The sequence below is a fragment of the Denitratisoma oestradiolicum genome, from assembly GCF_902813185.1.
GTDB classification, from domain to species: domain Bacteria; phylum Pseudomonadota; class Gammaproteobacteria; order Burkholderiales; family Rhodocyclaceae; genus Denitratisoma; species Denitratisoma oestradiolicum.
This window is the reverse complement of record NZ_LR778301.1, coordinates 1-21,060: the sequence shown is the minus strand read 5'-3', so window position 1 is coordinate 21,060 and position 21,060 is coordinate 1. Positions and strand designations below refer to the sequence as shown.

28 protein-coding genes and 2 pseudogenes are annotated in these 21,060 nt (G+C 63.9%); all 30 read right to left on the bottom strand.

What is annotated here, in order from left to right:
• Nucleotides 1–441: a hypothetical protein gene (locus tag DENOEST_RS00150; protein ID WP_183148177.1), complete on the bottom strand. Its 441-nt coding sequence runs from the start codon at nucleotides 439–441 to the stop codon at nucleotides 1–3.
• Nucleotides 441–1,196, bottom strand: a complete 756-nt coding sequence (locus DENOEST_RS00145) for a hypothetical protein (protein WP_145770288.1) — start codon at nucleotides 1,194–1,196, stop codon at nucleotides 441–443. The genes DENOEST_RS00150 and DENOEST_RS00145 overlap by 1 nt, the downstream gene beginning before the upstream one ends.
• Nucleotides 1,196–1,762, bottom strand: coding sequence for a DUF6511 domain-containing protein (locus tag DENOEST_RS00140; RefSeq protein WP_145770289.1), 567 nt, complete (start codon nucleotides 1,760–1,762; stop codon nucleotides 1,196–1,198). Before DENOEST_RS00140 ends, DENOEST_RS00145 begins: the two co-directional genes overlap by 1 nt.
• A complete protein-coding gene (locus tag DENOEST_RS00135; protein ID WP_197970457.1) occupies nucleotides 1,763–2,620 on the bottom strand; it encodes a P63C domain-containing protein in 858 nt (285 codons plus the stop codon). It lies immediately after the preceding gene.
• Nucleotides 2,621–2,634: 14 nt separating this feature from the next.
• Nucleotides 2,635–3,273 carry a hypothetical protein gene (locus tag DENOEST_RS00130; RefSeq protein WP_145770290.1) on the bottom strand — a complete coding sequence of 213 codons (639 nt, stop codon included), beginning with the start codon at nucleotides 3,271–3,273 and terminating at the stop codon, nucleotides 2,635–2,637.
• A 6-nt stretch (nucleotides 3,274–3,279) separates the two neighbouring features.
• The gene (locus DENOEST_RS00125; RefSeq protein WP_145770291.1) at nucleotides 3,280–4,158 is read right to left on the bottom strand and encodes an ATP-binding protein; all 879 of its coding nucleotides are present in this window, start codon (nucleotides 4,156–4,158) and stop codon (nucleotides 3,280–3,282) included.
• Nucleotides 4,158–4,688 (bottom strand): hypothetical protein, encoded by a 531-nt coding sequence (locus tag DENOEST_RS00120; protein WP_183148176.1) that lies wholly within the window; start codon nucleotides 4,686–4,688, stop codon nucleotides 4,158–4,160. Before DENOEST_RS00120 ends, DENOEST_RS00125 begins: the two co-directional genes overlap by 1 nt.
• Nucleotides 4,689–4,801: 113 nt before the next feature.
• On the bottom strand, nucleotides 4,802–5,260 hold the full coding sequence (locus DENOEST_RS00115; RefSeq protein WP_232096400.1) for a hypothetical protein: 459 nt from the start codon (nucleotides 5,258–5,260) through the stop codon (nucleotides 4,802–4,804).
• Entirely contained in the window at nucleotides 5,215–5,733 is a 519-nt protein-coding gene (locus DENOEST_RS00110) for a hypothetical protein (protein WP_183148174.1), read from the bottom strand. Before DENOEST_RS00110 ends, DENOEST_RS00115 begins: the two co-directional genes overlap by 46 nt.
• A gap of 91 nt (nucleotides 5,734–5,824) precedes the next feature.
• On the bottom strand, nucleotides 5,825–7,141 hold the full coding sequence (locus DENOEST_RS00105) for a hypothetical protein (protein WP_183148173.1): 1,317 nt from the start codon (nucleotides 7,139–7,141) through the stop codon (nucleotides 5,825–5,827).
• A gap of 111 nt (nucleotides 7,142–7,252) precedes the next feature.
• Nucleotides 7,253–8,083 (bottom strand): hypothetical protein, encoded by an 831-nt coding sequence (locus DENOEST_RS00100; protein WP_145770295.1) that lies wholly within the window; start codon nucleotides 8,081–8,083, stop codon nucleotides 7,253–7,255.
• An 11-nt stretch (nucleotides 8,084–8,094) separates the two neighbouring features.
• Nucleotides 8,095–8,364 (bottom strand): helix-turn-helix domain-containing protein, encoded by a 270-nt coding sequence (locus DENOEST_RS00095; RefSeq protein WP_145770296.1) that lies wholly within the window; start codon nucleotides 8,362–8,364, stop codon nucleotides 8,095–8,097.
• A gap of 82 nt (nucleotides 8,365–8,446) precedes the next feature.
• Nucleotides 8,447–9,352, bottom strand: a complete 906-nt coding sequence (locus tag DENOEST_RS00090) for a bacteriophage abortive infection AbiH family protein (protein WP_211357690.1) — start codon at nucleotides 9,350–9,352, stop codon at nucleotides 8,447–8,449.
• Between the two features lies 1 nt (nucleotide 9,353).
• Nucleotides 9,354–9,962, bottom strand: a complete 609-nt coding sequence (locus DENOEST_RS00085; protein ID WP_145770298.1) for a hypothetical protein — start codon at nucleotides 9,960–9,962, stop codon at nucleotides 9,354–9,356.
• A gap of 18 nt (nucleotides 9,963–9,980) precedes the next feature.
• Entirely contained in the window at nucleotides 9,981–10,424 is a 444-nt protein-coding gene (locus DENOEST_RS00080; protein WP_183148172.1) for a hypothetical protein, read from the bottom strand.
• A 34-nt stretch (nucleotides 10,425–10,458) separates the two neighbouring features.
• Nucleotides 10,459–10,668, bottom strand: a complete 210-nt coding sequence (locus tag DENOEST_RS00075; RefSeq protein WP_183148171.1) for a hypothetical protein — start codon at nucleotides 10,666–10,668, stop codon at nucleotides 10,459–10,461.
• Nucleotides 10,669–10,777: 109 nt separating this feature from the next.
• Nucleotides 10,778–12,088: a calcium-binding protein gene (locus tag DENOEST_RS00070; RefSeq protein WP_183148170.1), complete on the bottom strand. Its 1,311-nt coding sequence runs from the start codon at nucleotides 12,086–12,088 to the stop codon at nucleotides 10,778–10,780.
• Nucleotides 12,024–13,553 carry a beta strand repeat-containing protein gene (locus DENOEST_RS00065; protein ID WP_183148169.1) on the bottom strand — a complete coding sequence of 510 codons (1,530 nt, stop codon included), beginning with the start codon at nucleotides 13,551–13,553 and terminating at the stop codon, nucleotides 12,024–12,026. The genes DENOEST_RS00070 and DENOEST_RS00065 overlap by 65 nt, the downstream gene beginning before the upstream one ends.
• 441 nt (nucleotides 13,554–13,994) lie before the next feature.
• Nucleotides 13,995–14,555, bottom strand: coding sequence for a hypothetical protein (locus tag DENOEST_RS00060; RefSeq protein ID WP_183148168.1), 561 nt, complete (start codon nucleotides 14,553–14,555; stop codon nucleotides 13,995–13,997).
• A 7-nt stretch (nucleotides 14,556–14,562) separates the two neighbouring features.
• Nucleotides 14,563–14,760, bottom strand: a complete 198-nt coding sequence (locus DENOEST_RS00055) for a hypothetical protein (protein WP_183148167.1) — start codon at nucleotides 14,758–14,760, stop codon at nucleotides 14,563–14,565.
• A complete protein-coding gene (locus DENOEST_RS00050; protein ID WP_183148166.1) occupies nucleotides 14,723–14,911 on the bottom strand; it encodes a hypothetical protein in 189 nt (62 codons plus the stop codon). Before DENOEST_RS00050 ends, DENOEST_RS00055 begins: the two co-directional genes overlap by 38 nt.
• Before the next feature lie 20 nt (nucleotides 14,912–14,931).
• On the bottom strand, nucleotides 14,932–15,120 hold the full coding sequence (locus DENOEST_RS00045) for a tetratricopeptide repeat protein (RefSeq protein WP_183148165.1): 189 nt from the start codon (nucleotides 15,118–15,120) through the stop codon (nucleotides 14,932–14,934).
• On the bottom strand, nucleotides 15,107–15,301 hold the full coding sequence (locus tag DENOEST_RS00040) for a hypothetical protein (RefSeq protein ID WP_183148164.1): 195 nt from the start codon (nucleotides 15,299–15,301) through the stop codon (nucleotides 15,107–15,109). Before DENOEST_RS00040 ends, DENOEST_RS00045 begins: the two co-directional genes overlap by 14 nt.
• A 153-nt stretch (nucleotides 15,302–15,454) precedes the next feature.
• A complete protein-coding gene (locus DENOEST_RS00035) occupies nucleotides 15,455–16,804 on the bottom strand; it encodes a FecR family protein (protein ID WP_183148163.1) in 1,350 nt (449 codons plus the stop codon).
• Between the two features lie 152 nt (nucleotides 16,805–16,956).
• A pseudogene (locus DENOEST_RS20560) lies at nucleotides 16,957–17,904 on the bottom strand (acyltransferase family protein).
• A 17-nt stretch (nucleotides 17,905–17,921) separates the two neighbouring features.
• Nucleotides 17,922–18,137 (bottom strand): hypothetical protein, encoded by a 216-nt coding sequence (locus DENOEST_RS00020; protein WP_183148160.1) that lies wholly within the window; start codon nucleotides 18,135–18,137, stop codon nucleotides 17,922–17,924.
• Nucleotides 18,134–19,507 carry a DUF6311 domain-containing protein gene (locus tag DENOEST_RS00015; RefSeq protein WP_269475912.1) on the bottom strand — a complete coding sequence of 458 codons (1,374 nt, stop codon included), beginning with the start codon at nucleotides 19,505–19,507 and terminating at the stop codon, nucleotides 18,134–18,136. Before DENOEST_RS00015 ends, DENOEST_RS00020 begins: the two co-directional genes overlap by 4 nt.
• A gap of 112 nt (nucleotides 19,508–19,619) precedes the next feature.
• Complete coding sequence (locus DENOEST_RS00010; protein WP_183148158.1) at nucleotides 19,620–20,186, bottom strand: DMT family transporter; 567 nt, start codon at nucleotides 20,184–20,186, stop codon at nucleotides 19,620–19,622.
• Nucleotides 20,187–20,487: 301 nt separating this feature from the next.
• Nucleotides 20,488–20,859 (bottom strand): annotated as a pseudogene (locus DENOEST_RS20590) (glycosyltransferase); the annotation flags it as partial.
• A partial coding sequence (locus DENOEST_RS20020) for a hypothetical protein (protein WP_232096399.1) occupies nucleotides 20,825–21,060 on the bottom strand: 236 nt, incomplete at its 5' end. The pseudogene DENOEST_RS20590 and the gene DENOEST_RS20020, both read right to left, overlap by 35 nt.

Genomic DNA, 21,060 nt, shown 5'->3' with positions numbered 1-21,060 from the left:
TCAGTCCTCCCTGTGGCGGATGGTTGTGGGCGTGGCAGGTGATGGAATGCACGGGCGCGCTGCTGGCGCTGACCACCGGCTCATTCGGTACCGGCAGGACCGGCACCTTGATCGGCACCTTCTGCCAGTGCGGCGGGCGACGAAGCGCACGAAGTCCGGATGCAAGCCGACCAGGTCACACCAGAGCGTGAGGTCCTCCCCGAGCAGAAAGCGCCGGGCCTCGCGCCGCATCCGGCGGTTGGTCAAACTCAGGCTGTCGTGAATGGCGCGGGCGAGCACCGCCACCACCAGCCGGGACTCCGGTGTCACCAGAAAGGTGTGGCGATTGAGCACCTTCTCGATGGCCTGCAGCCCGACCAGGGGTTTGGGGGGCGACCAGCGATCCACCCACTCGGTGCGGTAGGTCTTGCGTGCGCTGGCGCGCTTGGAAGCTGTGCTCATCACACACCTCCCCAGCAACGCTGCGCGTAGCTGCAGAACTTGCACTCAAAGTGGCTGGCCTCGGCGAAGCCGCGTGGCAAGAGCTCACCGGCCTCAGTCGCCTGGATCACCCGCACCGCGCGGTCGGACATCTTCTGGGCCAGCCCCGCATCGAAGGGCACCAGCTCGAACCACAGCTCCTGCGTGTCCTTGTTGATGGCGGTGAAGAGTGCCGGATTACGGCTGATGCCTTCGACCGAGCCTTCCATGTAGGCCTGGTAAGTGGCCATCTGCGCGGCATAGACTGGCTTGGTGACCGCCACGCCAGACTTGACACAGGCCTTCCAGTGCTTGTCGGCCATGGTCTTGCACTCCCAGAGCATCGGGAAAGAAAGTCCCAGCTCTGGTGGTGCCGCCGTGATGATCCCGTCGACGTGGCCCTTGATCCGGCCACCCGCCACCGAAAAGCCAAACTGGCCGCCGTTGGCCTTCTGGTTGTGCAATTCGAAGCCCGCCATGCGCAGCCAGCGCACGGCCAGGTCTTCCAGCGCATGGCCGACCTCGAACACCCGCAGGATGCGGCCAGAAAATCCCCGGCCGGGATCGACCGGCGCACCGGCGTACTCGTACTGCAACGCACGTTCACAGGCCACGCCCAGACGGGAAGCACCAAGGTAGTCACGCGGGGTCTGCCCGGCACGTTCAACATCCAGCGCCGCATCGATGAAGCCCGTTACCCGCTCGTGGAAGGCGGGGCGATGATTGAAGTCCAACATCACTTCGCCCTCCCACGCCGGGTGGCCTTGGCCGCCACTGCCTCCCCGGTCTCCCACGGCAGGTCGTCCTCCAGATCAGCGAAGGGATTCGCCGGATCGAAGGTGATCGTTGCCGAGGCTGGCTCCAACGTGGCCACCGGCTGCGGCGCCTGTGTCTCATAGGGGGCGAGCCCCCGCACCGGCGGATACTTCGCCTGCTGGTGGTGCGCCGCCATGGCCTCCGTCCAGCCGGTCACAATCGCCTCGATCACCTGCAAGGCTTCGGCCTCGCTGTAGTGACCCAGCGGCTTGTCAAAGCCGATCTCACCGGCGGCCTCGCCGAAGAACCTCAGGCAAGCGCGCATCGCCGCGCGCTCGAATTCGGTCGGGTCAACCATGAGCACGTCCTCCTGCCTGGGGTCGGTTCGCAGCCACTGGCCGTAGAGCGCGTGAAACGCGTCCTGGCATTGGCGGCTGCAAAAGACCCAGTCCATCGGGTACCGACGGGATTCGCCGACCTTGAAGCGGTTGTCGCTGTGGCCGAGGCCACGGGCCTGCCGCTTGCAGACCCAACACTGCCCGGCCATTCATTGCCCTCCCTCCAGCGCACCGATGAAGAGGGTCATCTGCAGCGGCTGGCTGCCAAACGCCGTGGCGCAGCGGGTATCGAAGTCCCGGTAGGTCATCGACGAGCGCGCAATCATGGTCACCGCGTGGATCTGTTTTTCCAGGAGGGCGAGACCGCCTTCGGAGAGCCACTGATGGGCCTTGTCTGAGAGGCGCTTGCGGCTCCTGATCTCCTCGATGATTTCGCGGGGCATGATCACGTCGTACACCCAGCGTAGGGTGATCTGGCCGATCACCGCCGGCGGGTTTTGCTGATGGCCCTGGTAGTGCCAGCCGAACAGGCGAAACAGCGCCCGGTAGTAGTCGGGGGTGAAGCGCCGCTCCCAGCTGGCCACGCGCTCACGCAGCAAGCGCGAGATCAAGGCCTGCAAGGCATCGGGGGCACGGTGGTACTGGTAGCCGGTAGCCTCGTCGATCAAGGCGACTTCGCCAGACTTGGCCAGCGCCTTCAGGATGCGCTGGCAGTTGGGCACCAGGTGCTGGCGTTTGCGGTGCAGACGGCCTTCGAGCGCGGCGTCGATCACGCCAGAGGCGACCTCGCTGATCACCCCGGCCGGGAAGAACGCCGTAGTCTGCCCCGAGGGCAGGCGGATGCTGCAGGCGTTCTCCTGCAGGACCTCCGCTGCGCCGGGGGCGACATCGGACAGCAAGGTTTTGAGTTGGCTGCCCCGGCGCGATTCGTGCAGGCCGATGGCGGTGGCCAACTGGCGCTGCACATAGCCCCGGGTGCCGTCTTCCAGCACCACGGCTTCCACCGCCAGGTCACCAAAACGCACCACGCCGTAATGGCTGGTCGTGAGAATAGGTGTGCTCATCATCGTCACGCCCTCCCTTATTGCGCCCAGGCGGGTTTGCCGCTGGGGACGGTGGATGGGGCAGGACGTGCGGCAGCAGCCGGTGGCGTGTAGCTGGGTGCAGCGACCGCTGCCGGCGCACCGGAGTTGCCACCGGGATTGCCCTTGGGCATCACGCCCATGACCAGGGCGTAGTCCTTGTGGTCTGGCTCGATGGCGGCCTTGATGGTGTTGCGGTCCTCGCCCCGGCCATCCTTCTCGATGTCGATGCGGGCGGCAAACTCCAGGCCATCGAGGTCACCGAAGCCGGCAATGCGGCGGGCCGCCTGCGCTTGCGGGCTGTTGTCGGCCGGATGGACATTGCGCGCGGAGTTGAGCGCTGCCCGGATGAAGGTCCGGCCCATGTTCCCCCAGGTCGGCCCCTTGGCGCTGTGCAGACCGACGTTCCACCAGATCTTGCGTTTGGCAAACGGGCCTTCCATCACCACGCCCTCGCAGGCGAGGTAAACCGCACCGGTCTCGAAACTCTGGGTGGCCCAGCCGCCGGTCCAGCCCTGTGCCGGGTCATCAAAGCCACCCGGCTTGATGGTCAGGCGCAGCTTGGCAGCCGTGTTGCGCGGGATGAGGTCGAAGGACTGCTGCTGTTCAGCGTCGTTGAAGTCGTTCCAGTTGGACATGGCGGCTTACTCCTGGGATGCGTGGAAATCGGGGGATGGGGTGCTGGCGCTCGAGAAAGCGGTGGCAGGTGCAGCCGGGCGTGCGATGGCGTCGCGGCCGAGGCACTTGGCGATGAGCTTTCCGAGGTGGGGTTCTTCGATGGGGTCGAGCCGACCGCTGCGGTCCTTGCTCGGGAAGCCCCAGGCGTTGTCCGCACCGGTGACGAAGGCGCGGTACGGCGTGCCGTCGTCGGCCTTCAAGATGGCCAGCGTGATCACTTCATCGAGCACGCCCGGCAATTCGGCCGATGTCTTGGCGCCTTCGAGTTGCAGTTGGTAGACGCGACGGTTGAAGTCGTCCAGCTTCTCTTCCAAGATGCAGACGTAGATGACGTGCTTGTCCCGCACGTGCTGCAGGTGCGTGAGCGCACCGATCATTTCGGTGCCCAAGAGGCCATAGGCGCCCCGGGTGTCGGGCTTGCCGGTCTTCTCGGAGAAGGCCGCCGGCTGGGTCTTGCACCAGGCCAGGCACATCCGCGAGAGCACGGTCAAGGAATCGACGAAGTAGGTGTCGTACTTGGCCAGTTGCGCCGGATCGCCGTACTTCTGGCAGACGTGGTCGAAGTGCGCCTGTGAAAAGGCCTGCTCGGGTGACGCACTTGGGCTCGGCCCGGCGAGGAACACCACCAGGTCCTTGAACTCCGGCCAGGTGCGCGGGCGCAGGGTGTCGCCGGCCCAATCGAGGATGGACAGATCGCCGGCTTCGGTGTCCACCAGCAAGGTGCGCTCGGCATCGACCGTGCGAATTTGGGAGGTCTTGCCCGCGCCCGGCACACCAACGAGGGCCACCTTGGCGCAGCGTTTTTCTGACAATCGCTGGTCAGCGCTGATGATCGGGAGTGCCATCACTTGCCCTCCCCAACGATTGCCAGGCGGAAGGCCGGCTTGGCGGGTTTGAGGGTGCGGGCAGCCTCAAAGGGACGGCGCAGGGTTTCGGGCCAGGCGGCGAACTTGCGCTCCGACACCGAATACTTCACGTCGATGTATTCCGCTGGGTCGTCGCCGTTGCTGGCGATGCGCTGCGCGATGGCGGCCAGTTCACCCTGATCCCAGGACACCGACTTCTTGATCTCGACCGTGATGGCCAGATCGCCGTCGGTCAGGTGCGTGGTACCGGTATCCTTGCCGGCGTCGAGCAGTTGCGCACGGGCAGCGTCGCCGTAGAGCTCATCGAGCGCAGCGGTCAGCTGCTCACGGGCGTGGCGCAGACATAAGTCCATTTCGGCGAGTAGGACGGAGAGTTCCTGCAGTGCCGGCTTGGGCAGCCTTGATGCGCTCGCGGGTGAGGTCTTCGAGTTGGAGGGAAGACTGCCGATGTCGAGGACGGTGGCTGCCGGTTGTGGGGTGGCCGCGAGGGCCGAAGAATGGGTTTGCATTTCTCAACTCCTTGGTGGTTAAGGAGTTACCCATTCTTGTCATGCGGTATTGGAAGTAGCAGGGGACGTTTATTGGAAGAACATTGGAAGTTGGCCGTGCGGTGCGGCCGTCTTCAATGCTCGGTGACGATCCAGCACTCGCCCCCTCCTTGGGCGAAGAAATCGAAGAACTCCTTGCGGCGCGTGATGTGCCGCAGGTCGTAGGTGCCCTCGCCGTAGCCTGCGACCCGGAAGGCCCATTCGACTTTCGGCCGTCGGTTGCCCTTCTTGTAGGCATCGACCATCGTGAGCACGAAGTCCTGCTGTTGCCCTCGGATGTTGCGCAACTCTCGGTCCCCCACCCGAAGCCAGGAGCCGTCCGGCGCGCATTCGATGACCAGCTCGGCCAATTCAGGCGCGGCGTGCCGACTTACCAGAATCCGCTCCAGCACCGGCAGATCGAACTGCTCCACGCCGTCCTCCACGACCAGCAGATCGGCCACGGCACGCACCTGGTGTCCGTTGGGCAAGGCCAGCTTCGGATCTTTCAGTGCCAGCACCACGCCACCCGTGCCGAACGCCGGGTCGGACAAGGCCGAGGTGACCTGCTCAACTGGTGCATCCTGAGCCGTCGCCCGAAGAACATCGGCGCAAACGCATGGCGGTTGCCGACACGGAGGTCACCCAGATACCAGAGGTGATGCTCGACCAGGCAACGCCGGCGCACGGCAAACCGGGGCTCGATGCCCAGCAGGGTGGCCAGGTGGTCAAAGAAGGGCTCGCGCTGGAAACGGTAGCGGGTGACCTCGTGCAAGGAACCGCTCAGGATCACTTTGCGCCGGAATGGGTGCGGGTAGGTGTAGCGGCCCGCTGCCTCATCGACCGTGACCTCCACCTCCTCGAAGATATCGTCCATCACCTCGACATCGATGTGGCTGAAGTAACCAATGGCGGCGATCCAACCCCTGTCCAGCAGCAAGCGGCCAAAGCTCAGCAGTTCTCTGCCGAACAGCGTGCTGTCCATCCCGTCCAATCGCTCCAGCCGTTGCAGCGTCTCTGTCAGCATCGGCAGCCTCCTCAGAACTCGGTGACGATGTGCCAGCGTTTCAGCAGGCGCATCACCAGCTGGCGTTCATCCTCGGTCTTGGCGTTGTCGTTCAGGCCGTTGGGCGCAGTGATCTGCACGACGATATTGTGGGCGCGACGGTCCTTTTGCTTTGCAATGCGCAGCACCAGCTTGACCTGCACCAAGTTAAACCCGCTGAGATCGTTCTGTTTGTAGTCTTCCGGGCCACGCGATAGACATCGCGCTGATCACGGCGGTCGCGGTGGATGGTCATGCCGCTCGTAACTTCCAGCGTGCCGTCTTCGCCCTGTTGTTCGAGACGCTTGGCTACCTTGATCAGGTTGATGCTGATGCGCTCGATGCCGTCGCCGGGTTCGGGTTTGAGCAGGTTGAACACCTCGGCGCTGCCGAAGGCCTTCAGGCTGAACTCGCGCAGCGGCATCTCGGCGATTTCAGTGTCGCTGGCCAGCACCACATCGCGCAGGGCTTTGGCGAGTTCCTGGCGGGCATTCCGGTCATCGCAGAACACCGACAGCGCGCCGGTGCTCGGCTCATACGAGAAGGTGATGCGCTGCAGGGCCTGATCGTGGCGCGTGGTCACCTCGCCGTCGACGATCTTGTCCCAGTGGGTTTCCTTGCCGTTGAAGCCGACCACGATGGTGTGCAACCAGACCGGAGCCGACTCGTCCTCACCGCCACGGTCCTCGGCCTGGGTCAGGTCGCGGCGCTGGAAATGCTCGATGACCACATCGTGCAGCGGTGCCTGCGAGTAGATGACGGCAATCGCCACCTTGAGTTTGTCCTTGAGCGTGTCGTCCAAGGTGATATCGACCGCCTTCGGCCCCCGGAAGTGGCTGGCGTAGGCTTCGGACTTCCACTGCTTGTTCTGCTGCCGGGCGGTTTCGGCCTGCTCAAACCGGCGGTCCTTGTCGTCCGCCAGGCGGCACAGGTACAGGTAGAGCGCCCGGCCGTACTTGTCGCCGGCGACCGCCACCGCCTGTTGCTCAGTCTCGTCGTCTTCGCTCAGCAGCGATTTGACGGCCTCGCACCCAAAGTCATCCGACAGCAGCAGGACGCGCTGTGCGGCTTCCTCCAGCCGCTGACGGATGGCACCGGATAGGCCCGCGACCACGGTGAACAGGCTCTGCTTGTAGCTGGTGCAGACCTTGTGCTCCCACTCGATGCCGGGTAGCTCCTCAGGGTGCAGGTGCTGTAGCCACTGCGCCACCAGCGCGCGATGCTTGATCTTGCGCACCAGGGTCACGTAGTGCCCCATGTCGGGCAGGATCTCCGGCCCACCATCGGTGGCCCGTGGCTTGCGTGGTTTGCCGCCACCCGCAGCAGTCGCCTCTGCGGCGAGGGCCGTCGGATCTGACTCACGGGTATCCATCACGTCGACTTCTGCCATTCTTGTTCTCCTTTACGAGTGGCGTTTAATTAAACTGTTGCGCGAACTATTAATATCAGTGCTCAAAAAATGCCGGCACCCGGCCGGCGTGTTGCGCATCCGATCAGTGACTCATGCTTGTCCTCTACCAGGCAGAGTGGGCAGCAGCCCGTAGCGTTCCATCCGCACACGGATGAATTTGGGGTTCACGCCGAAGGTGGCGGCCAGTTCGCGCTGGAGGTTTTCCATACCGACGAAGCCGAAGGTACCTTGCTCGATCAGCCGAGGTGTAGCGGCGTGCAGTTCCTCAGACAGGCCGCCATCGCGCTCAATGCCGACATCGAAGTCCGGCGCACGGGCCACAGCCAGCTCGACCAGGCGGTCGCGCGGCACCAGCAGCGAGCCCATGAACTCGTTGGCGCGGAACTCGGCGATGCGGATTTCTTTCTCGAGGGCGGTGTTTTGCGGCTGCGCCGTGGCGCCCAGGTGTTCAGCATCCGGCGTGGCCGTGCGGTAAGCACGGCGCTGACTGGTATCCGGTTCGTCGAACAATCCCGGCCCTTGCTTGGCAGCAATCAGCCAGGCCGGGGCGTCGAAGATGGCGTGGCCCAGTTCGTGGGCGAAGGTGGACAGCGCCAGCTCGGGCGTGAGTTGCTCGCCGACCGGTGAGACCAGCACGGAGACGGCGTCTTCGCCGCAATCTGGGTCGAACTCGCACAGGCCCAATACGGGCAGACCATCCTCATCGGTGACGGGATGATCCAGACTGACCCACAGTTGGTACGGCAGGCCGTTGATGGTCAGATCGGAGATGGCCGCCAGTTGCGCCAGTGTCAGCGCATCCGCGCCAGGAGACAAAAGCTGTGCTCTGGCCTCACGGGCCACGGTCTCGATGGCGAACTTGTTCAGGTAGCGAGGCTTGCGAAGGGAGCAATGGTCATACCGCAGGGAAAGCGCTGGCATCCGTCACCGCCTTAACCCAGGGATTTGCGATACAGGCGAACGACCGTGCTGACGTCCTTCTGCATATCCGGGGGCAAGCGGCTGGCCTCGATGAAAGCCTCGTCGGGGTTGAGACCGAGCTTCTCTGCAGCCTTGGTGATCAGCTCATCCTTGGGCGCCTTCTCCAGTTCGCGCTCGATGCGCGACCAGTAGGCCGGCGAGATGCCCAGGCTGCGAGCGAACTCGTTCATCGGCACATTGGCCTGCTCGCGTTTTTCTCGGATGAAGGTGCCGAAGCCCATGATCGTTAACCGTTGCGTGATTTATTAACGATGATTGTAGAGAAGGTGAAGGTTTGCTGTCAATTGTTTTGTTAACGGTCAATCAAAGTGAGGTCCATGCAACCGCCCTGATCTGACTTGCCGGCAAGCCCAAGTTAACGAGCCGCTGAGTTTTTTCAGCAGCATCGTCGCTGTGGCGGCAAGCCACCGTCCAGGTGGCCGAGGCCACAGCTGGCACCGCCAGCAGCGCCCGAAAATACTCAGCGTCCACATTCGAAAGGGAGTGCCCAAGGACGGTGACGTGCGTGACCTCGTCCAAGGCGCGGAAGAATTCTTGGTGCTGCGCGATCAGCTGTTTTGACGGCTTGAAGGTGGCGGTGAAGTACCGATCTAGGATCTGGTTCGCCTCGATCATTCGGGTGTCCACATCCTCGATGTCTGGACGGTCATTCAGCGATTTCCGCATCGCCGAATTCCAGCCGTGCCCCAGGACCAGTTCCTGGTCATCATCGGAAGACGTGCCATGGATATGAAGCGTTCGCTCCAGCGGCACGCCGTATAGATCAGCCAGGGTGGGCGTGTAGTTGAACGTCAAGAAAGATGCACTGCGGTCAATGCTCGTCAGACGATGGACCCCAGGCGCATTGGCAAGATCCGGGACTTTGATCTGCCGGACCCATCGGGCAAAAACCGACCTCAGCTCTACCGAAAGCTGGCGGACCACACGATCCACTTCAAACTGAAAGTCATGGTGACCGGAGTCGCGCCAGTCATCTGCAGCGTAGGATGGCATGAAGCAGCTCAAGTCCTCTTTGACGGTTTCGACATCAAGGGCGGCCAGGGCATTCTCCAGGTCTGACCAGTTGGCGCTCACTGGCACATAGTCATCAACGGCGCGGAACACATCTGGCGCAGCCTTTCGAGCAAAGGTGCGAAAATCCGAAAACTGGGTCGGCATCCTGTGATGGAGATCGAAGCCGTTTCCTATGACGTACAGCTTGTCGTTCAATCTAAAGATCCTCGAAGTTTTTTCTGCCCCCAAGCGCGATGGTTTCGTGCAGATATAGGCCGACCAACAATGGACACAGCCCATACACGACGGCTGCGACCCACGAGTATGTACTCACCATACCCACCGTTCCTAAGTGGCTTGATAAAACGCCCACCGTCAGCAAGAAGCTCCTGACTTTGCTGTTAAGCCTCGCCTGCCTTACTCGAACGTGGTAGTCCAGCAACATTGCGCCGCAAAGAAGAGGCAGCGAGACTACCCAGAACGAAAATGCGAATGCGTAGCTGCCCTCAGATTTTGAAGAGCTGATTACCGCCAGGCAGGCCGCCGCAATGAAGGCGGTATATCCGCCAATCAATTGCCATACTCGATGGTGCTCCCGCTCGCGGTCATCTTGCGGTAGAGCCTTATATTCATCAACGGCCTGAAGACGACGCGCTTCACGGCTGACACGCATAATCAGATCAGCTTCTTCCAGCGACCAATCGTCTGCCTCCTTTGCTTTGGCGTTCTCGATGACGAGACGCTGCTCCGGAGTTATTTCTAAGCGTTGAAGAGCTTGCTCCCATTTTGAGGCCTTACCCTCAGTTTCCAGCTGTTCACTTTCCATAGCCCCTACCCTGCGTGTTCACTCTTTGCGCCGAAACCGATCCGCCACCCACGCCACCACACCGCGCTTGGCCGGTAGCGCAGCCTGCGCCTCCTCGCGCTCAATCAACGCCAGCGCTTCCTTCACGCCCATCGGCACGATGCCGTCGGCGGTAACCAGCCCTCGGCGTTTCATCTCCTCGTGCCGGTACGGATCACGGCGGTTGGGGATCAAGGCGTACTGGGCTTTGAGCAGTTGCGACTGCGCCTCGACCGACAGGTTGCCCTCGGCCTCGTATCGGCGTTTGAAGGCTTCGCGGTACTTGGGCAGGACGCTGCCGAAGTTGTCCAGGCAATCGGTGACGCCGGGGATGAAGTGCTTGACCAGCGCCCAATGGCCCATGCGGTGAACGCCGGCTTGAAGACCACCTCGTCGTGCAGCCTCCTGGTCGGGTGAGCGCTGCCGGTAGGCGGCGATGAACACCTCCAGCGTATCGGCCAGTTTCGGGGCGCCGTCGTCAAAGGCCAGCAGCGCGCCAGTTGGCAGCCAGTTGGATCAGGCGCTGGTATTCCTTGTCAGAGAACAACGCGTGCAGCACTTTCTCCAGCGTCTTGACCTGGCTCGACAGGCGGCTGTGCTCGCGGTTGATGAGCACGGCGATCAGGGCGGGATCTGGCTTGGCGATGGCAATGGCTCCCTTGTGATTTCTTCCGTAAAGACCCTGCACGTGTCCGCAAGTCCCTTATGGAAAACCCTGCCCCTCGTGAGAAGGACAGGGTTTCAATGGCTTCCACCTCAAGCACCTACCCGAGGGCAGGTACTTGTCTCAGGGGAAATTAAGCAGCAACGATATTATCAAACGTAAAGGCACCTGCGGTGACACCGTTAAATGTACCAATCAGCGCAATTTCAGTTGCTTCATAGCTGTTGCTATTATCTGCATCAGCCGCATAGTACAGATAAGCCTTGTCATTTTGATATGCAATGATATATCCAGCTGTGGCTTCTGCACCGGTATCTGTAGTATCAGTAAATGCGATACCAGTCGATGCAGTCGTCGTGCTTGACAGTGCCTTGAGCAGTTCAGTCCCGTTAAGACCAGCGGCAGACGTCAAGGACAAATCGCCATTCGAACTCAGCGTGGTGGCAATCTCCATTACCCAACCCGTATCAGCATCATACCCTGTTGCCGTAAAGGTCGCAGCGCCTGCAGCCAAAGTGGAGCTGATTGTCTTGAACTGAGTGGCTGTAGCGGCACCTGCGCCAGCAGCTTCAGTGGTATCAACAATTGAGGCTGCCAGAATTGTAACAGTGTCAGCAGTAGTCGCACCAGCAGTGAAGTTGGTGATCACATCACGGTTGGCTGCAAGCAACGTATTTGCCGCACCATATTTCACGGTGTCGCCAGCAACGCCGGAGCCGAGATCAATGGTATCAATACCGGTACCGCCAGTGATTACATCAGCACCTGCACCACCAGAAATCTGGTCGTCGCCTGCGCCACCATCAACCGTATCTACACCGCTGCCGCCAGTGATAACGTCACCGCCAGAACCACCGACCATGGTGTTGGCCTTGGTTGCACTACCGGTGATCGCAATACCCTGCGAAGCGCCAGTAACCGTAACCTTCAGACCACCCGTGTTGGTGCTGGCGTTGACCGTCGCCAGAGCATTACCTGCCAGGGCTGCACCATCAAGATCAGCAAGAACATCACCCGTAACGTTCAGGGTAACAACGTTGGCAATAGTCAGATCGATCTCGTTGGTATCCGCAGCCACAACCGTGCCGGAGCGCGTGGAGTTAACGTTGATGGTCTCGACAGCCGCTGCCGTCAGCGCACCATAATCAACGTTTCCACCACTGGTTGCAGCCTTGAGCTCGATGTTAAGGACATCAGTGTTATGACCACCCAGAGCAGCGTCGGTAACATTTACAGTTACCGCGGTAGAGGCTGCAGTTATTTGAACCGTACCCCCCGAGGTCATTTTATCCAGAGTCAGAGCAGTAGCCGCTGTTGTGGTAACCCAGGAAATGTCATCCAGATTAGCCAGATCAACTGTTTTGAACCAGTGACTGTAGTCAGTGCCAATCTTCGAAACCAGAAATCTTGCCTTCGAAAGTAGTGCTTGCAGACAAACTGTCATTGGCAGCCAATGCTTCGGTCAGGCTCAGTACGTCAGCAGTACCAGCACCTGCATCAATGGTGCCTCCTGTACCCACGTTGGCGCTGAGCGTTACTGTATCGTTACCATCACCCATGGTGATGGTCTTCGTGGTAGCGCCAAGCTTAACACTATCAGCAGCGGAACTGCCCGTGAAGGTAACACCGGTAGCAAGCTCAGTACCAAGGGACAAGCCACCCGTGTTACCGGAGGCATTAACAGTGGTCAGAGCACCAAGATCAGCCGCTGTGTTGGTGGTAAAGGTTACCAGCGAGTCGCCGGTGACCGTCAGCGTCGTAGCTGCGGAGGCATCAATAGCAGCGAAGGTAATCTTTTCATCAGCAGCGATGGAAATCGTCGTCGCCGCGTCCGCCTGAAGGTCAATGGCAGAAGAAAGGGCACCGGTGCCAGTGATGGTCAAGGTGGTAGCCGTATCATCGGTAATGACCACGTTATTGCCCGGACCGGTTACCCCATTCAGCGTCAACGCCAAGGCACGCGTGCCAGCGGCAGCCGTCACGGTGGCATCGCCATTCACAGAATTGATCAGGGTCAGCGAGGTCAGCGTGTCGGTTGAGGCATTCGCACCAATGGTCACATTGCCGGTATTACCGGTGATGCTAACCGTGGCCAGTTTGTCAGCGCCAGTAGCGCCGTTGTCGTCAATTGCAACGGTAGTAGCTGTACCGGTAACAGTCACAGAGGTCGCATTGCCCTTGGTGTCAATGTCCACCGCATTAGCTACGGCCTTAGCGGTCAAGGTGGTTACGCTGGAAGCATTCTGGACATCAGCAGTAACAGCACCATCAGAGACGACGTTAATCAGCTCGATGCTGGTCAGCGTTGCAGCAGGCAGTGCAGTACCACCGACCGTCGTGTAGTTCAGGGTATCCGTACCGGCACCGCCATCGATGATATCAAGGGCACTCAGCGTTTCAACATCATAAACACCCGTACCAGTGTTTACGGCGACCGAAGCATTGAAGGTGTCATTGCCCGATCCTCCAACGAATGAAGGACCACTATCCACAGCCGCAGTGAGCGTGAAGGTCTGGGCGCTTACGGTGGCAGTGCCAGCCGTGATGATCGCAGCCTTGGCGGCGTCGGTGCTGACGTCGGAGGTAGCGGTCACGCCGGAGATGGCAGCGGTTGCGTTGGTGGCGCTGCCCTGCTGGGTCACGGCGTAGTACTCGGCAACTGCTTCCTTGTTATTGAACAAGGTCTGGGAAGTCAGGGCGGCAGCGTCAGTACCCGCATAATTGACCACGGCCGTGATCATGTCGGCAATGACTTGGCCGGCAGACTTGGTGGCGAGTTGGCCAGACCAGTAGGCCAGACCATCGGCATCCGGGGTGCGGCCCAGAACGTTGGTGTAGAAGTTGGTGACGATTTCGTTGTTCGTCAGGTACAGCGGGTAGTAGGTACGGGCCGGGGTGGTGTCGTACATCGCTTGGGCGACTTGAACCAGGGTCTTGGCGCCGGTGGAAATTTCATTGACCCAGTAGCCCAGACCTTCGGAGTCGGGCGCGCGGCCGAAAAGGCCACATAAAGCTGGGTAACTTGGGTACGCATTGCTGCGGTAACTGCCATGGTGTGATCTCCTGTACAGAGTGGATCAAAAGAAACTAAAACTACCTAAGACTCCAGGCCCCGGCGGAAGCCCGCCAAACCCCGAATCTGGATTTACACAACATACGGATTCTATCCTAGCTTCATACATCTTCTTAAAATGTGATGCGCATCACATTTTAAGGAATCACTGGGGCCGCGAAGCAAAGGGAAACCTTTCGTAGAATCACAGGCTTGCGTTGGATTGTCAACAAAGCTCATGAATATATTTCAGCCCTGGCGCGGGTTTGTACTTTTTCCCCGACATTTCACCGGACCCTTATTGCTGGTAGCGCAGGCCCGCCGTCAGCAGGCGCTGCTCCAGGCCGAAAAGACCCAGGTTGGAAATCTGGCGGGTGTGCTCCAGGGCGGCCACCAGTTGCCAGGCTTCGGCGAGGGGCCAGGCCAGCTCGGCCCGCAGGCTGAAGCGGCGAATCTCACGCCGGGCGTCGTTGCGGATCAGGGGGCTGTAGCCGGCTTCGTCCCTGGCCCGGCCCGCCTGGGCCAGGAGGACGGCTTCGCCCCGGCGAAAGGCGGGGCCCTGCCAGGCGAGGGCCAGTTCCTGGCGGCGAGTGTCTTCCCCCGGTCGCTCGGCGCTGCCATCGTCCCGGGCGGCACGGGCCAGCAGGGTCAGGGCGCCACGGGCCAGAGGGCAGCGAGTGCCGGCCTCGCCCCAGAGCAGGCGGCCATCGTAGCGGGCCAGGCCGCCACGGTAATGGCGCCATTCGCCATCCACGGCCCCCAGCAGGCGGCAGCCGCTGTCGGGTAGGGGCCATTCCAGGCCCAGGCGCAGACGCGGCACCTGGATCAGGGCTGCCCTCCCATGTCCAGCCGGCGCCATTCCGCCATCACACACTGCCCAGGCCGCCGAGCAGGGGCGCTGCCAGGCGCCGGCCAGGGCGATATCCCGGGTGTCGAATTCGCCCAGGCCGTCGTAGCGCTTTCGGCCAGGGCGAGACGGCTTCCACGGCCTGGCCGGCCAGGGTCTGGCGAGTGGCCAGTTCCCCGTCAGCAGCCAGAAGGGGCGGCGCGGGGGCGGAAGTCATCGGCCACCGGCAACTCGATGACTCCCGCCCCCGGTGTCAGGCTCAGGCTGCGGGCGGCCAGGCCGCCGTTGGCGTTGCTGTCGTGGCCGAGCAGCAGGCCACCCCGCAGGCGGTGGCGCGACGGTTCGGTCAGGGTGGCCTGAACCTGCATCCGACGCCGCAGGTCCTGGATCAGGGCGCGGATGCCCGGCGGCGCGGCGAAGCCCGCTCCACCTGGTCCAGTGCCCGCTGGGCATTGGCGCGGTCGCCCAGTTGCAGGCTGGCCACGGCCAGGTCCAGCCAGGCGCCAGCGTTGTCGGGCTGGAGCAGCACCAGGCGTTCCAAGGCCAGGGTGGCCTGAGCGTTTTCACCGACGGCCAAGGCTGCTTCGGCCAGCAGGGCGTTGTAGGCAGGCCATGGCGCCCTGGGGTTCCAGGGCCATCAGTTCGGGCAGGGCGGCAGCCCATTCGCCCCAGCTTACCCGCTGCCGAGTGAACTCGGGCACCATGGCCGGCCGCTGGTGCCCGGCGTTGGCGACGGACGGATGGGGCAGGCGCCCCATCGGCCCAAGCGGCGGACGCCAGGCCAAGCAGGCAGATCAGCAGGCCAGCCCCAAGGAAAATCATCGCCCAGGCATGGGGCGAAAAAAACGACAGCCCCGCGAAACGGGGCTGTCGGAGGTGGCGACGATGAGCAGCGCCTGTGCGCAACAGGGCTAGCGGCGCCAGGCGGTGGCGCCGGAAAGGCTGGCGCCGCCGCTCAGGGTCTTGTCGAAGAGATAGCCCGCCTCGGTGGCCCCGGGACCGGCCAGAAGGCCGACCACTTCCATGGTGGAACGGGCGTTGTCGCCCAGCAGGTAGCCCTGCCATTGCACACTGCCGGTGGCGGCCAGGGGCAGGTCGAGGCCGGCGCCGCTGACGGTGAGCCGGGTGTCGAAGCGGCGGTTGCCGAAGTCCACCGTCAGGCTGGCGTCGCGCAGAACCATGGGGGTGAGGCTGGCGCCCTCCCGCAGATAGGCCTCGCCGGCCCGCAGGTTGAAGCCCGCCACGCCTTGTTTGGGCAAGGTTTCGGGCATGGAGGAACTCATCAGGCCGAACAGGGGGTTGGAGAGGCGGGATTCATAGCCCTTGGCCGTCTGCTCGGCCACCGTGGGCGACAGGGTGGCGATACTGGCCCAGCGGCCCCAGGTCACCTGGGGCGGAGGCTCGGGCACCACCACCGACGGGGGCACTTCGCTCACCGGGGGGGGCGCCGGTGTTCGGCTGGCGGCCTCGCCACCGAGCACGTCGTTGATGCGGTTGGCGGTGGCAGTAGCCGTCGGGTCCACGGTGGTCAGGGCGGCACCGGCCTCGGCCCGCTTCTGGGGACTGGGCTCTCTCGGGCAGGGTGGGGGCGCCGTTGGGCATGGCGGCCTGCTTGATTTCCGGCGCCACGGCGCCGGCCCGGTATTCGAGATAGGCGTTGCCCATGGCCGCCAGGGTACGGGCGTTGATGGTATCGCAGGGCCCTGGGCCGCCGCCTCGCAGCCCGCGCCGAAGGGTGCCAGGACGATGGTGCCGGCATTGACGGAGGCCCGCGCCGCGTTGTCGGTCACCTGAACCACGTAATCCGTCCCTCTCACACCAATAGCAGCCAGGGGAGTATTGAAGCGGTAGCGGCTCTTGTCCTGTTCGATGGCCTTGCCGGTGATGGTGCGCACCGTGCCCTGCTCCAGACGGTAGCGTACCTTCAGCCCCTCGGGGGAGGCCGGGTCCACGCCGTAGGCTTCCAGGGCAAAGCGGGAGGCCGGACGCAGGCCAACGAAGCCGCCGTCGGGAAAGCGGATGTGAATGTAGCCGTCCTTGCCGGTTTGCAGGCCCTGGCCGGGCGCGATCTTGTCTCCCGCCCGGAGGATGCGGGCCGGGCCCTCGGCGGGCAGGAGCCGGGCATCGCCCCGCACGAAGACGACTTCGCCCTCCACCGCGCCGGCTGGCAGGGCCAGCCCCGCCAGCAAGGGCAGGGCGAACGCCGCCCAGCGCCCCAAGGCGCCGGTGAGCAGACCACGGAAAGATGAAAGCCTCGTCATAAGCAGGTTCCTACAGAAATCTCGGCTGGGAGGCGCACAAACGCGCCCCTCGCCATCGGTACATCCTCTTCAACGCCAGGGCATCGCCTTGGGCTTACCTGAAGACCCAGACCAATCAAACAATAGTTTAACGTCAATAGGTGTGATGCAGATCACTTTTCCAGACTCCCGGCGGCCGGGGCGCGCAGGCGATGGCGCCAGGCCAGAATGGGTGCCTCGATGAAGCGGTGGATCAGCCAGGCCAGGGTCAGGGCCGCCAGGACACGCAGGGCCAGGGGTCCGGTGTCGGCGCCGGGCCAGAGCCAGAAGACCAGAAAGTGGCAGAGGAACAGGCCGTAGGAGAGGTCGCCGGCCCGTTCGTCCCAGGCCTTGCCGGGACGGGGCGCCAGCAGGTGCAGCAGGGGCAGGGCCAGGGCCAGACCCAGCAGGGTTTCCGGGTTGTAGGGGATGGCGGTCTTGCCGGCACCGGCGCCCACCGCCGCCAGCAGGCCGGCGAGGATGGGGATAGCAAGGGCCAGCAGCCGAGCAGCATTCCACCGGCCCTGGCGATGGAGGTCCGCCAGCCAGGAACCCAGCAGGAAGATGAACAGGACGCCGGGAAGCAGGCGATAGCCGAACCACTCGGTGGGTAGGCGGCCGACGAAGGCCGCCAGGTACACCCAGGCTCAAAGCCAGGACCGGCAGGCGTGCGCCGGAGAGCAGGATCAGGGAAACAGCAGGTAGAACTGGATTTCGCAGCCCAGGGACCAGGCCGGGGGGATGAGGACGAAATGATCGGCGTCGTTCCACATGTAATAGTTGTGGGGCACGATCAGCAGGTGGTTGAAGAGGTCGCGCCAGAGGGGCAGGCGCACCAGGAACAGGGCGTCGGGGCCGTGCCAGAGGTACCAGGCCAGGGCCGCCAGGATCACGGCGTAGTAGGCCGGCAGCAGGCGCAAGGCACGGTCGGCGTAGAAGCGCGGCAGCAGGGCACGGCTGGCGTAGTGGCGACGCACCAGGCCCGTCATGACATAGCCGGAAATGGCGTAGAAGCCGACGACGGCAATGACGCCGGGATTCAGCCCCCACCAGCGCACGTCGGCGTGGCTCAGGGCCACCATCAGGGCCAGCAGCAGTCTCAGGGTGCCGAGCATGGGCTTTCCCGGGAGATCAGAATCTGGCCACCGCCCTCGCCCACCGGCACGGGCAGGCGCAGGACACGGCTGGCCAGGGCCCGGCGGGCACGGGGTAGGCGGCCCTCGTCGGTAATCCAGTAGGCGGTGCCGGAGGCCGGCCGGCCGGCGGCCAGGTCGGCCCGGTGCCGGGCCTCGTCCCTGCTGGCGGGCAGTTTCATCGGCCCGGGCCAGATAGGCGGCGTTCAGACTTTGCCGGTGGCGGGCGGCGAAGAGGGCCGGGGCGATCCAGTCCTCGCCTTCGGTGCGGGGCAGCAGCACCACCAGATGCCGACAGGGGCGGCGGCTTGCCAAGCCGGCGCCTCGAAGTCAGGTAGCCGGCCAAGACCACCGGAGGCGAAGCGCTGGCGGAATTCGCCCCATTTGGCGGAAAGGTCGGCGCCTTGCAGCAGGCAGAGTCCGACCAGCAGCAGGGCCAGGGTGCGCCGGGAAAAAGTGCTGGCAAGGACGGCGAGGGCAAGCAGGGCAGCAGCAGGGCCAGGGGCCAGACAGAAGCGACCGGTGGAGCGGAAGATGCCGAGCAGCTTGAGGGAGGCCGTCCGGCAGTTGGGGATCGGTGAGGACGGCGGTTCCCAGGGTGACCCGGGCCGAGAGGGCGTAGAGGAAACAGGACGAGGGCCAGGGGCAGTAGTGCGGTCAGGGCCTTGCCGGCGGGACCGATGGAACCACTGGACCGGCGCCACAAGGCCATGCCCGCCGCCAGGGCCAACAGCAACAGCACACCGGCCCCAGGTAGGCCCAAACCCTCGTACTGGCCGGCGGTGGCCTGGCCCAGGGCGGCAGAAGACGCGACCACTCCCCGGTGCCATCGGTGGGCCGCCCGTAGTGGCGCAGGAAACCTGCCAGTCCATGGGGTCGAGGAAGGTGAGCAGGTTGGCCGAGTAGTGGCCGTAGCCTTCCGCCGCCAACTGACCAGGGCGGGCGATGGGAATAGCCCGCCGCCGCCATCAGCAGGATGAGCAGCAGGGCCGTTCCCGCCAGTGGCACCAGGGGACAGGCCGGCCCGCCACCAGTGGTACAGGGCGAAGGGCGCGAGGAGCAGGGCGCCAGCCAGTAAGGGTGGATCAGGGCGCCCAGGCAGAGCAGCAGGCCCTGGCGGCCGGGACAGTTGGCCAACCCAGGCGTCGATGGCGGCCAACAGCAGCCAGTGGGCCATCAGGGATTCGTGGCCGTAGGCGCGGGGCCAGGAGGCCGGGCTGGAGAGCAGCAGCAGGGTCGCGGCGGCGCGGGCGGTGCCGTCGCAGCCCAGGCGGGTCAGGATGCGGGCGGCGAAGGCGCCGTGGAGCAGGTGGCAGAGCAACATCCAGGCGCCGAAATACTGGAAATCCGCCGGCAGCCAGGGGAGAGAGGCTTGAACAGCAACCCCAGGAGGGGATGGCGTCGGTATAGACCAGGCTGGTGCCGCCCCCAGGCCCGGGATGAGGCCCTGGGGCCAGGTCCAGGGGCGTGGCGGAAGAAGGCAAAGCCCAGTGCTGGGCCGGGTCGCCGTGAAGCAGCCAGGCGATCTGGCGCGGATCGAGAATGGGGCCATACACCCAAGGAAAAAGAGTCCTCCCAGCAGGGCGCCCGACAGGCCCGCGTGGCCCGGGTCACGGAATGCCAATTTCATCCGGCCCGCGTCAGGACGAGGATGCCGGCCAGGATCAGACGATGCCGCCCACCCGCGCCAGGCCAAGGCTTTCGTTCAGGATCAGCACGGCGGCCAGGGGGGTGAGCAGGAAGGTCAGGCCCGCCATCAGGGGGGCCGCCAGGCTCAGGGGATTGACAGCGTAGATTTTCAAGGTGAGGAAGAAGCTGGCGCCGTAGCAGGCCAGGGCGACGACCAGGGGGAGCGACAGCAGCCGACCGTCGGCGAGCTTGAGGGCCAGTTGCGCGCCAACGTTGAGGACGACGGCCAGCAGGGCGAAGGCCCAGGCGTTCATGGCTGGCGATCCTCGGGTCGGCGCAGCAGGTAGGGGCGGCCCTGGAGTTGTTCGTGGATGCGGGCCAGGGAGGCCGACGATACCCAGGCCCAGCATCAGGGCGCCGCTGGCCAGGGCGAGCAGGATGATGACGGTGGTGAAACCATCCAGGGCGGTGCCCGCCAGCTTCTGGTAGAGGGCAACGACGCCGGCGAAACCCGCCACGGCCAACACCCAGGGCGCCCACACCGCCGATGAGTTGCAGGGAAGATCGGAAAAGCCCATCAGACCGTCCACGGCGTAGCGCACCAGCCGGACCAGGGGCCAGCGGCTGGTACCACCACCCGGGGCGGCACGTCAAAGGGTAGGCGGGCGCTGGGATAGCCCGCCCAGGCCACCAGGCCCCGGAAGAAGCGCCGACGTTCGGGATGGCCTTCAGCGTCTCGATGACGCTGCGGTCCAGGAGCTTGAAGTCGGTCTGTCCGGCCAGGTCGATGCCCGAGGCGCGGGCGAATAGCCGATAGAACAGCCGCCGGCAGGCCGCCGCCCAGGTCGGCCTCTCCCCGGTGACGCTTGAAGGCCTCCACCACGGTAAGCCCTGGCGCCAGCGTTCGATCATGGTGGGGATCATCTGCGGCGGATGCTGGCGGTCGCTGTCCAGGACGATGGCGGCCTCGCCCGGCGCGTGGTCCAGCCCCGCCGCGATGGCCGCTTGCCAGCCAGTGTGAAAAGAGGGGCCGGATGCGGGCATCGGCCGAGGCCAGGGTGGCAAGGGCTTCGGCAGTGGCGTCCGGGAGCCGTCGTCCACCACCAGGACCTCGAACTCCACCCCCGGCACGGCGGCCTGTTCCAGCAGCCAGGGCAGGTTGGCGGGCAGGCCTTCCGCCCTCATGAAGACGGGGATGACCAGGAGACGAGAATGGCACCGATTCAGCCATGGGCTGCAATCATCGGGTTCCGGCAGGGCGTTGGCAAGGTCCACGATGTCGGAGGAAGCGCTGGGCAGCACAGGCTCGGGCGGCCCGGTAGCGGTCGGCGGCGGCCTGGCGGGAGGCCAGCCGCACCGGATCGGCCAGCAGGCTTGATGCCCCGGGCCATCTGTTCGGGGAAATGCCCGGCAGGCGATGGACCACGGCATCCACGCCCGTCGAAGATGGACAAGGGTGTGAGTGCCACGGGCCGA